The organism is Campylobacteraceae bacterium, from assembly GCA_013215945.1.
Taxonomy (GTDB): domain Bacteria; phylum Campylobacterota; class Campylobacteria; order Campylobacterales; family Arcobacteraceae; genus NORP36.
Map to the genome: position 1 here is coordinate 107,376 of JABSOM010000011.1, position 13,338 is coordinate 120,713.

12 protein-coding genes are annotated in these 13,338 nt (G+C 27.0%); 10 read left to right on the forward strand and 2 right to left on the reverse strand.

Translation table 11 applies throughout. The features are described 5' to 3' along the window. The first annotated feature begins 125 nt into the window (after positions 1–125). Positions 126–704: a hypothetical protein gene (locus tag HRT41_12100; GenBank protein ID NQY24764.1), complete on the forward strand. Its 579-nt coding sequence runs from the start codon at positions 126–128 to the stop codon at positions 702–704. 77 nt (positions 705–781) lie between these two features. Then, on the forward strand, positions 782–1,264 hold the full coding sequence (locus HRT41_12105; GenBank protein NQY24765.1) for a nuclear transport factor 2 family protein: 483 nt from the start codon (positions 782–784) through the stop codon (positions 1,262–1,264). 7 nt (positions 1,265–1,271) lie between these two features. Here HRT41_12105 and HRT41_12110 read toward each other — a convergent pair whose 3' ends face one another. After that, positions 1,272–1,937 (reverse strand): leucyl/phenylalanyl-tRNA--protein transferase, encoded by a 666-nt coding sequence (locus HRT41_12110; protein NQY24766.1) that lies wholly within the window; start codon positions 1,935–1,937, stop codon positions 1,272–1,274. A gap of 175 nt (positions 1,938–2,112) precedes the next feature. Here HRT41_12110 and HRT41_12115 point away from each other — a divergent pair, with 175 nt between their 5' ends. The 5 genes from HRT41_12115 (at position 2,113) to HRT41_12135 (ending at position 7,656) form a co-directional block, all read left to right on the forward strand. Next, positions 2,113–2,973 carry a hypothetical protein gene (locus HRT41_12115; protein NQY24767.1) on the forward strand — a complete coding sequence of 287 codons (861 nt, stop codon included), beginning with the start codon at positions 2,113–2,115 and terminating at the stop codon, positions 2,971–2,973. A 14-nt stretch (positions 2,974–2,987) separates the two neighbouring features. Beyond that, entirely contained in the window at positions 2,988–3,410 is a 423-nt protein-coding gene (locus HRT41_12120) for a DUF1801 domain-containing protein (GenBank protein ID NQY24768.1), read from the forward strand. 13 nt (positions 3,411–3,423) lie between these two features. Then, a complete protein-coding gene (locus tag HRT41_12125; protein NQY24769.1) occupies positions 3,424–3,876 on the forward strand; it encodes a YiiD C-terminal domain-containing protein in 453 nt (150 codons plus the stop codon). Between the two features lie 547 nt (positions 3,877–4,423). Next, on the forward strand, positions 4,424–6,523 hold the full coding sequence (locus HRT41_12130) for a methyl-accepting chemotaxis protein (GenBank protein NQY24770.1): 2,100 nt from the start codon (positions 4,424–4,426) through the stop codon (positions 6,521–6,523). Positions 6,524–6,927: 404 nt separating this feature from the next. Further along, the gene (locus HRT41_12135) at positions 6,928–7,656 is read left to right on the forward strand and encodes a response regulator transcription factor (GenBank protein NQY24771.1); all 729 of its coding nucleotides are present in this window, start codon (positions 6,928–6,930) and stop codon (positions 7,654–7,656) included. A gap of 1 nt (position 7,657) precedes the next feature. Here the strand turns inward: HRT41_12135 and HRT41_12140 are convergent, their stop codons facing one another. Next, positions 7,658–9,928 carry a PAS domain S-box protein gene (locus HRT41_12140; protein ID NQY24772.1) on the reverse strand — a complete coding sequence of 757 codons (2,271 nt, stop codon included), beginning with the start codon at positions 9,926–9,928 and terminating at the stop codon, positions 7,658–7,660. Positions 9,929–10,156: 228 nt separating this feature from the next. On the opposite strand from HRT41_12140, the gene HRT41_12145 reads away from it, so the two are divergent. The 3 genes from HRT41_12145 to eno form a co-directional block, all read left to right on the forward strand. Further along, positions 10,157–11,314, forward strand: a complete 1,158-nt coding sequence (locus tag HRT41_12145; protein NQY24773.1) for a glycerate kinase — start codon at positions 10,157–10,159, stop codon at positions 11,312–11,314. Then, positions 11,311–12,759, forward strand: coding sequence for a pyruvate kinase (pyk, locus tag HRT41_12150; protein ID NQY24774.1), 1,449 nt, complete (start codon positions 11,311–11,313; stop codon positions 12,757–12,759). Before HRT41_12145 ends, pyk begins: the two co-directional genes overlap by 4 nt. A gap of 10 nt (positions 12,760–12,769) precedes the next feature. Further along, positions 12,770–13,338: phosphopyruvate hydratase (eno, locus tag HRT41_12155; protein ID NQY24775.1), on the forward strand; the 569-nt coding region annotated here is incomplete at its 3' end.

Genomic DNA, 13,338 nt, shown 5'->3' on the forward strand with positions numbered 1-13,338 from the left:
AAACTTCCCAAACCTTTAACGCTAGTATGAAAACTATCTTGATTATCATGATATTTTAAGTTTAGAATAATATTAAAAATCATAATCTTGTTTTATAGTTACTTCTTTAAAAAAGGAATTATAAAATGAAAAAATCCATATTCTTAATAATTTTAATACTTCTTTTTTATTCTGCTTGTTCTTTTAAAGAAACAAATACTTCGCGGCTTAAGCATGAATATCTTTTCCAAAAAATACCTAGTACTTATAAACTAATGAATAAATACTATATAAACAATAACAGGCGACTTGTTTTTATTCCCTATTCCAAGAATGAAAATAATTACCAAGAAATGATAAGTACGACTATTAATACTGCGTCTTTAGGGCTTTATTTAAGAGAATATATTTATAAGTTAAAAATATCATGGTTTATTAAGTGTAAAGGCAGTACGATTGAGGTTTTAGGCCAAGGGATAGAAAACACTTATGAAGTAGCATTTATATCCGTGTTTTGTCCCCAAGGCTTAATACGGAACAAAAATATGTCAATTTTTATAAAAATAATAAAAGGAAATAAACGTTTTTATACTATTGAAAAAACATTTTTGTATTCCCCAAGTGCAAAACAAACAATAGAAACGATGCTCTATCTCAAAGGAGTTAAAGTTTGTGATTCAAGACGTAACAATTGCAATAAAATTAAAAGCAAAGTTAAGTTTTAAGTATAAGTACTTCAAAAATACAGTATTTTATTCTAAAATAAGAATATACAAATAATTAAGAAAGAAGGACCTATTCCGTGAATGATAACGAAAAACTTTTAACACGGTTTTATGAAGCATTTAGACACTCAAATTTTAGAGAAATGCAAAAGTGTTATCATAAAGATATTGAATACAATGATCCTTTTTTTAGAATAAATGGGAAAAGAGCGCAGGCTATGTGGCATATGCTCTTAGAAAAAAAAGGAAATCCAAAAACCAAAGATTTTAAAAATGTAAGCGCAAATGATGAAACAGGAAGTGTTTCGTGGAATGCAAGGTATATGTTTTCAATAACTAAAAGATTTATTCATAATGAAGTAGAAGCAGAATTTATATTTAAAGATGGAAAGATAATATCTCATAAAGATAGCTTTAATATGTATTCTTGGTGCAAAATGGCTTTTGGTTTTGTTGGAATTATTTTTGGTTGGAGCTTTTATTTTCAAATAAAATTAAAAAGAATGGCAAATAAACGTCTTGATTCTTTTATAAAAAGGCATCCTCAGTATAAAGAATAAAAAGAACTTATTCTTTAAGAAGAGAAAAGTATTCTTCTCTTTTTATTTCTTTTGCCCCAAGTGATTCAAGATGGGGATTATGAACTTGGCAGTCAATTAATTTAATACCATTGTTTTTAGCTTCTTTACACAAGTGATAAAAAGCTACTTTAGAAGCATCTGTTTTTTTAGAAAACATACTTTCTCCACAAAATATATTATTAATTAATAAACCGTACAAACCACCTACTAATTCTTCTTTTAAATAACACTCAATACTAAAAGCATAACCCAAATCAAAAAGTTGTTTATACGCATAAATAAATTCTTCGCTAATCCAAGTTTCATCTTCGTTTTTTCTTTTTATATTGGCACAGTTTTTAATAACTTCATAAAAATTCTCATTGCTTTTTATTTCATAGGATTTATTTTTAATACTTTTTTTTAAACTCTTTGAGATTTTGAATTCTTCTGGTTTTAAAACCATTCTTTTATTGGGACTAAACCAGTGAATATAGTTATTTTCATCAATAAACCAGGGAAAAATTCCATTTTTATAAGCGTTTAGTATTCTTTGAGGATGAAAATCTCCTCCAATAGCAACCAAGTCGTCTTTCATCATTTCCAGCGTGGGAAAATCAAAATTCTCTTCATTTAATAAATATATCTTATTTTCTTTATCAATTATTTCCATATGCAAGTTTAACAAAAATTGTCTCATTCTTTTATTTATATGAAAAAAGTTATATGGATTCTGCCTTTGTTTTAAGGCTATTTGTATAAAATGTAGAAAAATAATTAGCCATTAAAAAAACAAATATTAAGTTTTAATAGCTAATTATTTTGAAACAATGTCAAGGCCTTAAGTAATGAGCAACTTTATAAAATCAACTCTATTATTGTTTGTTATTTTCTTGATCCAATTTATTATCTATAGCAGTTTAATTCAAGATGAAATTTCTACTTGGAATGCCAGCAAAAATGAAATAAGTGCAAAAATGCAAGGGGATAATATTGCTCCTTTTATTGTCTCAACAAGAGCTATTACAATAGATGCAAATGTAAAAGAAGTTTGGAATACTTTGGTTACTTTAGGGGCAGATAGAGGTGGTTTTTTTGCTTATACTTTTTTAGAAAGACTTCTTGGTTTTGAAGCCCATACAATAAATGTTCCCAAAGATTATATTTATGATATGAGGGTTGGACGTTTGGTTCCAACCACTGCTGCAAAAGATGAAAAGTATTCGTTTTTAGTAGTTGCTTCAAAAAAGTATGAATATTTTGTTTTAGAAGGCTGGGGCAGTTTTGCATTAAAACAGATTTCTAATACACAAACACGACTTATTATTAGAACACATGGTTTAAAAGGTTTGTATACATGGGCCAAAGTAAGTGATTTGGTTTTTGAGCCTTTTCATTATATTATGGAAAAACGTATGTTATTGGGTATCAAAAACAAAATAGAGAATCCTTTAGACTTGGACTCAAATATTAAATATGATGTATTATGGTTTTCTTCTTTAGTCCTTTCTGCTTTGTTGATTCTTGTTTTTATTTATAAAAACAATTCTTTTGTTTGTTTTATATTTGCAAGTATTTATTCTTTTCTTTGGTTGTATTGTTTATTGATATTTAATCCTTTATCTTTATATGCTTTTGGACTTTTAGTATTGGTTTTTATAAGTATAATCTTGCTCCCTAAAAAAGTTATTAAAAACCGTTGGGATTAATAATAGGAAAATAAATGGAAAAAGATATATTATTTGAGGTAGAAACTATTTTTAGTACTTATCCCTTAACTATTAGAAAAAAAGTACTTTTTTTAAGAGAACTTATTTATGAAGTAGCCAAAGAAGAAAATATACAAATAGAAGAATCCCTTAAATGGAATATTCCCTCTTATTCTTGTAAAAAAGGAAGTCCAATACGTATATCTTGGGTAGAAAATACTAAAAATAAGTACAGCATGTATTTTATTTGTACTACAAAATTAATTGAAACCTTTCGTATTTTATTTGATGATATTTTTGAATTCAAAGGAAAAAGAGAAATATGTTTTGATCTTAAGGATGAACTCCCTCTAAAAGAACTTAAATATTGTATTTTGTTAGCCTTAAGTTATCAAAAAAGAAAACATCTGCATTTGTTAGACAGTGAAGATTTTTAATTAAAGGAAGATTGTGAAGATAGAGATGAACGAAGTTTTAGAATATATACAAAAAAATATTCCTATTACAAAAGAACTCGGGGTAAGTATAAGTAAATATACAGGTGATTTACTAGTTATTGATGCTCCTCTTGCTGCTAATATCAATCATAAAAACTCAGCTTTTGGTGGAAGTTTATCTTCTATTGCAATTTTATCTGCTTGGGCTTTACTTTTTGTAAAACAAAAAGAGTTAAAACTTGATGTTACTTTAGTAATTCAAGAATCAAAATTCTCCTTTTTATTACCTGTTTTAAAAGATTTTCAAGCCCTTGCTTATACACCTAAAGAAGAAGACTTTAGCAAATTTTTAAAGATACTAAATAAAAAAGGGAAAGCACGCCTAAAAATTTACAGCGAGATTATTTGTGATGGAAGAGTATGTGGAACACATGAAGGGTCTTACGTAGCTATTAAGAATAAATAAACAAATATTAGCAAAAAAAGCTTGCTAATATTTATCTCATATGATTTACAAGAAAAACACTTTTCAATTTTCTGTTTTCTCTCTCCTTTATTATTTGTTGCGAATATATTGTTTGTTAATATTCACTCTCTTATGCTTTACTTTTTTTGTATTTGTATGTATAGTTTTCATTCCTACGAATATTTCCAAAAAAAGAGTAAAAAATTATTCTATGCTTTTGTTCTTCCCAAAAAACGTATTAATACATTCATACAATTATTTAGTAATATTTTTATTTTTCAAAAAAACTAAAAATATGTTCACTATTAGTGAATGATTCTTATCCAAAGGAAGATAATTATTGAATTATTTTGGCTTGTGACACCATAAAAGAAAACATCTGCTTGCATTCTACTAATAAAGTTATTCTTTATTTATTTGATTTTATTTACATTTTAAATTGCTATAGTGCAAATTCTTAAATAACTAATTATATCATTTATAATTTAATAATGTTTTTAATTTTAAATGATATAATTATTATTAAATAAAGTACAAAAGGTATTATATGAATAAAATTACAATTAAAATAAAACTGTTTCTTCTTACGCTCATCACAATTATGGGGTTTATCGGATTATTCTCTTTTAATGATTATTCTCACAGAACAATTAATGAATATAAACATATATCTGTTTTGGTTGAAAAACTAAAAACAGATATTTTAATGTTAAGAAAAAATGAAAAAGATTTTTTACTACGAAAAAATTTAAAATATCTTGAAAAATTTAATAAAAATTTATCGACAATGCGATTAGAGATAAAAGAAATCAAAAATGATCTTTTGTCTAAAGGATTTGATGACAAAATGATAAATAATCTTGATAAAACTCTTCTTTCTTATCAAGAAAAATTTCATTCTTTGGTTGAGCGTTATGAAAAAATTGGATTAACACCTTCTCTTAATTTATACGGTGCTCTTAGAAAAAGTGTACAAGAACTACAAGAGTATGCTAAAAAACAAAATAATTATAAACTATTAGCCATGGTATATGATTTAAGAAAACAAGAAAAAGATTTTCTACTACGAAAAGATTTAAAATACATTGATACGTTTAATAAAAAAATAAATTCTTTGTTGGTAAATACGACTATGTTAAATCAAGAAGGTATTAGAGATTTACAACATTATAAAGATAATTTTATTGCACTAAGTAAAGAAATGATTGTATTAGGATTAAACAGTAATTTAGGAATTCAAGGCGATATGCGAAAAACAGTTCACCAAACTGAAATACAAATTGATAAACTTTTAGAGACAATTCCTATGTTAATAAACAAGAAAAGTGAATCCCTTGTTTATTTAAATATATTGATTGCTGCGTTCATTTTACTTTTTATATCTTTACTTGTTTTTTTCATCTCGAAAAATATTTTATCTTCACTTAAAGACTTTCAACTTGGATTAGAGGCTTTTTTCGCTTATTTAAATCGTAAAACAGATGATGTTGAATATGTAAAGATTAAAGGAAAAGATGAAATTTCACAAATGGCACTTATTATTAATGAGAATATAAAAAGTATTAAAGTTGATTTAGAAAAAGATAAAAATATTATTAAAGAAACAAATAAAGCTTTGAAAGAGTATGAAAAAGGTGATTTCTCCTTGAAAATTACTCAACAATCAAATAATCCTGCTTTAAATGATTTGACTTTAAGCATTAATAATATGGGAGATAATTTGGAAAAAAATATTGCTAGTATTTTATTTGTTCTTAAAAACTTCTCTGATTCGAACTATACTCCTAAGGTTTCAACCAAAGGTATTAAAGCTGACTTAGAACGATTAGCTCTTGGTGTAAATGATGTAGGTTCAAGTATTTCTATTTTATTAAAAAAATCTTTAGAAATTGGACTTACCTTAGATAAATCTTCTAATAAACTTATTTCTAATGTTGATATTTTAAACGAATCCTCCACATCAGCTGCCATGTCTTTAGAAGAAACAGCTGCTGCTTTAGAAGAAGTTACTTCTACGATTATTTCAAATGCACTTAATGTTAAAGAAATGAGTGAATATGCAAAACAACTTGACTCTTCTGCAAAATCTGGTCAAAACCTAGCCGAAAATACTAGTATGGCGATGGAAGACATTACAAAACAAGTAACGCTTATTAATGAGTCTATTTCCATAATAGATCAAATTTCTTTTCAAACCAATATTCTCTCACTTAATGCAGCAGTTGAAGCAGCAACAGCAGGAGAATCGGGAAAAGGTTTTGCAGTAGTAGCTCAAGAAGTAAGAAATCTAGCAAACAGATCAGCAGAAGCTGCAAAAGAAATTAAAGACTTAGTTGAAAATGCAACGATTAAAGCAAAAGAAGGTAAAAATATTAGTAATCAAATGATTGAGGGTTATAGTTCTTTATTAGATAATATAAATAATTCCACAAACAAAATTGATGAAATTGCTCTTGCCAGTAGAGAACAAGAAGGTGCAATTACTCAAATTAATGATTCCATAAATTCTTTAGACCAGCAAACACAACAGAATGCAGCAACGGCAGTAAAAACACGCGATATTGCCCTAGAAACAGATGCAATAGCTAAGCGTATTGTAAGCGATGCCATGGAAAAAGAATTTGAGGGAAAAGAAGGCTTTAATTAAAAATATGAAACTCTAAACAGAGAAAGAATGGTATTGTGTATATATGCAATACCTTAAGATAATTTATCCCAAACACGTATTTTAGGACATAAAGTTATTTTTATTTTAAATTTATTATTTAAATTCTTATACTTCATTAAGCTTTTTTACCTAATTAGAACTAAGTGTAATATTAAACCTTAAAAGTGTTTTAATGTTCTTTATAATCGTTGCTTATAGTATTTTAGACGCAAATTAACTTCTCCTGATAAGTATAGCATTTGATAAAAATCTATTTATTTTTAAGTATAAATCTTAGAAACATACCGTATATATTTTATAGGTAAAAATTATTTAAATCTTAACATAAGCAGATACTTTAAGAATTATTTTGCTAATTTGTAGAATCTTAAAAAAGGAATAATATGATTGAATATTACAAAGTAATTGAAGTAAGCAAAAAATTAAGCATTTTGTATTTTGAAGATGATATTAATTTTCAAAAAGAAACAGGGAGTGTTTTTTCTGAATTATTTCTTCATGTAGACTTAGTAAGTAATGCAAAAGATGGCTTACTTAAATATATGGAGTATTATAAGAAAGAAAATAAATTCTACGATATAGTTATCACAGACATTAATATGCCAATTATGAATGGGGTGGAACTTTGTAAAAAAATATACGAAATACATAAAGAACAATCGATTATTGTAATTTCAGCACATGATGAATCCGAATACCTTTTAGAATTAGTTAATATAGGTATTGAGCAATTTTTAATTAAACCTTTAGATTTTGATATTTTATTAAATGTTATATATTCTTGCTCAAGTAGAATTAATAACAGTGAACTTAAAAAAAATATGAAAATAATTGACTTAAATTACGATTTTTTTTGGGATAGGGAAGAAAAAATACTCTTACATAAAAAAAAGTGTGTGAAGTTAACTAAAAGAGAATCCTTTATAATGGAGCTTTTAATAAAAAATAAAAATAAGATATCCACTTATGAGGAAATAATTAATACAATTTACGATGATCCTAGTTTAATATCGAATGATTCCTTAAAAATGCTAATTTCTAGATTGAGAAAAAAAATCCCAAAACAGACCTTAGAAAGTATTTATGGTTTTGGATACAGGCTTATTTTCTAAGTTAGCTGCAAGGCAGTTTAATAATAAACTCTATGCCTTCTTTTGTATTTATAGCTACTAATTTTCCCATATTATGTTCTTCAATTATAATTTTCGACATATATAATCCAAGGCCAGCTCCATTTTTATCCAGTTTTGTAGAAAAATAGGGGTCGAAAATTTTACTTAAAAGCTCTTTTTTTATGCCCTTCCCATTATCTGAAATATTTATAATGAAATCAGATTGAACTTTTTTGACATTGATAGAAATTTCTGCACCACTTATTTGTTTTTCTATGAAGTTGTCTTCTGCATTTTTTAAAATATTAAGTATTACTTGTGTTATTTCATTTGAATAAATTAACACCTTACCTGTACTTTCGTAGAATGTTTTAATTGTTATATTTTTATCTTTTAAGGGAACTTCAACAATTTTAAGAGCTTTTTTAATTGGTAGTATTATATTTATTTTCTCTTTTTCTTTATTGGGTTTGAAAAAATTTCTAAAATCATCAATAGTTGCAGATAAAAATTGTACATATTCATTTATATTATCATACTTCTTATCTAGCTTAATTAAGTATTCCTTAGTTTCTTGTTTATTCGTAAAGTTTATTGAGCTACTTCTTAGTTGTAGTTTCATAGAAATAATTGCACTTCCTATTGCACCTAAAGGTTGTCTCCATTGATGTGCTATCATACTTATCATTTCGCCCATCTGTGCTAAACGAGATTGTTGTAGCAACTGTTCGTCTTTTTGTTTTTGTTCTCTTTTATGTTTATTTTGTTTTGTAATATCTTTTGCCACAACTAAAATACTTTTTTTATCGGGCATTAAAAAAATATCCAACATAATATCTATACTGCGTTTGTCTTTATCAATATATTGTTTTATAAAGATATTATGATAATTATTCCATTGTATTTCTTTTATGATTTTTTTAAACTCATTTTGATTACTCTTATGGGTAATCTCTAAACAAGAGGTATTATAAAACTCTTGTTTTTCAAGACCGGTAATTCTTTTATATTCGTCGTTAACAAGAATAAAATTTGAATCCAAATCTAAAATAGCAACACCATTTTTTACTGTATTAAAAATTGTTTTAAATAAATCAGTTGATTTTTTAATCTCTTCTACTTGTATTGATACTTTATCTTCTAGCGTATTATTAAAATCGTTGATTTTTTTATTTAGTTTATTAAGTGCTTCGTATTGTTTATTTCTAACATAAACATAAACCAAAATACATAAAAGAAGTCCAAGAATTATAAAACTGTTAATCCTTGTTCTGTATAAATTATAAAAAGAGTTGTTCCTATTTACTACAATTGGTAGATTAAGATGTAGATCTTCAACAGTAAATCCAAATTTATTTAAATTTTTTTCATTTATAAAAAGATTATTACCTTCTGTAAATTTAAAAGGAATATCTATCATTTTAACGCCAGAAAAATACTTTATTACATCTAAGGCAACAATTTCTCCTGATTTCTCTCCATTAATGCAGCTTCCTCCAATTATATTTGTATTCTCAAGATGGGTATATACATTATCATGTGTAAGCATAGGTTCTTTGTAAACGTTTGCTAAATTGTCCAAAGCAAACATATTATTTATATGTTTGCCATTTTTTTTAAAAGCAGCAAAAACCATTAACATTAATACTGAATTTTTATTATAAAAACGTAATTTTGAATTAATATCTTCAATGTTTGCATAATCTAAATAAATAAAATCGATATCTTTAATATTTTTATATTTACTTTTATATTCCTCCATTATTTTATTGGAAGTTATCGTTTTATCTCCAATTAAATAAATTGTTTCAAGATTTTTTTTAATTTTTCTTGCAAGAAGTAAATTTCCAAGAGGATCTTTTTCTTCAAAAATTCCAGTAAAAATGTCCTTTTTTAGTATTTTGGCTAATGCCAAATTGTTAACACCTGAGAAAAAGTATTTCGACTGTTTGAACAAAACATGCTTTTGATTGCTGCGAATAAAATTTAATGCATAATCATCTGTAGTTACTATTGCATCAAAATAAAGATTTTTATACTTTTTATGAAAAAAATCCAATAAATTCTGATTACTTTTTTTAGTGGGTTTAAATACTTTTGTATTCATAAACTCGACATATATTTTAATGCTTTTATCTTTGCTCAATGTTTTAATAATTGAGTTCAATTGTGCATTTGTCCATGCAGATACAGGAGAATAGGAGTTTATTATTAGAACATTCTTAGAATATAGAGCACTTGTAAATACTAAAAGTATGATAAACATTTTCATTTTTAACCTTTTTTTAAATCACTTTTTTCTTTGATTTTTGTTATTTCTGTTACATTTGAGTTACGTTCTTCGGTTATACTTAATTTATGACAAATAAAGGAGTTTATACTTGCAAAGAATATCTTATCACAAAATACAATACATTAAAGTTACTAAAAATAAATTTAATTCACTTTCTATCCCTAACATAACGGTCTTTGAGGATGGTTTTATAAATAGGGTGAAACAATGAAAATTGTTATAGCTATTGATTCTTTTAAAGGATGTGCTAGTTCAAAAGAACTAAGTTCAGCTATAAAAAAAGGAATTATTAAAATATATGAAAAAGCAGAAATTATTATTTGTCCAATTGCTGATGGAGGCGAGGGAACTCTTGAAGCTTTTGGTTTTATCAAAAGTGCAAGGTTAATAAGTGCTAAATGTACAAACCCTTTAGGAATAAAAATAACTGCTAATTATCTTTTATTAGATAATAAAACAGCCGTTATTGAAATGGCGAGTGCTAGTGGTTTAGATTTAATTTCAAAAGAGAATCAGGATCCTTTTCTTACTACGAGTTTTGGAACTGGCGAACTCATCAAAGATGCTATTAACAAAGGCTATAAAAAGTTTATCATTGCATTAGGTGGTAGTGCAACGAATGATGCGGGGATTGGGATGTTACTTGCTCTTGGATACAAGTTTTATGATGCTTTGAATAAAGAAGTTAGATTAACAAAAGATATTTCCAAAATTATTAGTGTTGACAGTTCTTTTTGTTTAAAAGAACTAAATGAGTGTGAATTTTTATTGGCATGTGATGTTAACAATCCTTTGACTGGCGCAAATGGAGCTTCTTATATTTATGCTTTGCAAAAAGGAGCAAAAAAAAGTGATCTAAAAATTTTAGATGAGTCTTTAAAACATTTTGCATATGTTGCGCAAAAAAATACCTTAAAAAAATATGATGAAATACCCGGTGCTGGTTCTGCTGGTGGATTGGGATTTGCATTTTTATGTTTTTTAAATGCAAAAATTAAACCAGGTATTGAAATTATTTTAAAAGAAGTTGATTTTGAACATAAAATTCTTAATGCAGACGTTGTAATTACAGGAGAAGGAAAAATCGATGAACAATCTTGTATGGGAAAAGTTATTGATGGAATTGGAAAGATCTGCAAAATGAAAGGTTTGAGCTGTATTGCATTTACAGGAAACTCAAGTAATTCAGATGAGAAGGTACATGCAAAAGGTATCACTTCTGTTTTTAGTATTTTAAATGAACCCCTGTCGTTGCAAGAAGCAATGAATAAAGAGAATACCTTAAATAATATTGAGAAAATAAGTGAGCAAATATTTAGACTTATTTATGAACTTAACAAACCAACAAAAAGTGAGAACAAATGAATAAAAGTACAAAAATTCTAGCAACCTTAGGACCAAAGAGTGATAGCGTTGAAATTATTGAGGGATTAATTAAAGCTGGAGCTAATATGTTTCGTTTAAATTTCTCACATGGAACACATGAATATCATTCCAAAACCTTAAACAATATTAGAAGAGCTATGAAAAATCTTGACACGGTAGTAGGTGTTCTACAAGATATTTCAGGTCCAAAAGTAAGAATAGGGGAGTTAAAAGAAGATTTCAACTTAAAAAAAGGAGATGAAATTACTTTTGTAAAAAATGAGATTGTTGGATATAAAAAAGAAGATAAAAAATATATAGTATCTTTAAATTACCCAGAACTCTTAAGTAAAATAAAAGTGGATGAATTTATTTATTTGTACGATGGAACCATTCGAGCAAAAGTAATACAAACAGGTGAAACAATAGTTGCTAATATAGAAAACAACGGAACCTTAGGCTCAAAAAAAGGAATAAATTTTCCTAATACTGTAATTGATATTGATGTAATTACTGCTAAAGATAAAATTGATATTGCTTGGGGAGTTGAGAATAAAGTTGATTATTTTGCAATTTCTTTTGTTCAAAATAAAGAAGATATGCTTAATGCAAGAGCTTTATTAAAGGGGTATAAGGGAAAATTAATTGCTAAAATTGAAAAATTTGACGCGGTTGAAAATATTGATGAAATTTTAGAAGCCAGTGATGGATTAATGGTTGCACGAGGTGATTTAGGAATAGAAGTTCCTTATTATGATGTACCTACTATACAGAAAAAACTTATAGAAAAAGCCAATGCCGTTTCAAAACCTGTTATTACAGCAACACAAATGCTTTTATCAATGACTACAAATGAAAGAGCTACAAGAGCAGAGATTTCAGATGTTGCCAATGCTGTTTTAGATGGAACAGATGTGGTAATGCTTTCAGAAGAAAGTGCAATAGGAGATGATCCTGTAAATGTAGTAAGTACAATGAGTAATATTATTAAAAAAACAGAAGAGATTTATAATTACGAAAAACAATATAAAATGGATTATTTAGACTATTTTGATGTTATTCAATCAACTGCTACAAAATTAGCAGATAATATTCATGCAAAAGGTATTTTAGCACTTACTGCTTCTGGACAAAGTGCAATAAGAATGTCAAGATACAGACCAAAAACTCCTATTTTCGCTTTTTCACATAAACATAAAATTTTAAATTCTTTAACAATTACTTGGGGCGTTCATCCAGTATCTACTATTAAAGAAGGTCAGTCTACTAAAATGATTGCCAAAATGCTTTTAGATTTAGAAACAAGAGGAATCTTAGATAAAAAAGGTCCTTATGTTGCAACTGTTGGTTACCCCGTTGGAATGCCAGGATCTACAAATATCATTAAAATCTTAAATGAGAGCGAAATCACATATTATTTAAATTTAAATAAAACAAATAAATAAAGGAGAACACATGGTATTTATTGACAATGTATATGCGCAGGAAGTTTTAGACAGTAGAGGAAACCCAACAGTAAGAGCTACTGTTGTTTTAAGTGATGGAACAAAACAAAGTGCAATTGTACCAAGTGGTGCTAGTACTGGAAAAAGAGAAGCACTAGAGCTAAGAGATGGTGGAAATCGTTACATGGGAAAAGGTGTTTTAAAAGCAGTTGATAATGTAAATACAAAAATATCAGATGAATTATTAGGAATGAGTCCTTTTAATCAAGCTGAAATTGATGCAACCATGAAAGACATAGATGGAACTGATAACTATGCAACTTTAGGTGCTAATGCAGTTTTAGGTGTATCAATGGCAGTTGCCAGAGCAGCTGCTGCTTCTTTAAATATTCCTTTATACAGATACTTAGGTGGCGCAAATGCAATGACTATTCCAGTTCCTATGTTTAATGTAATAAACGGTGGAGAGCATGCAAATAACTCTGTTGATTTTCAAGAATATATGATGATTCCTGTTGGTTTTGAAGATTTTAGAGAAGGTTTACGAGCAGTATCTGAAATTTATCAACATCTTAAAAA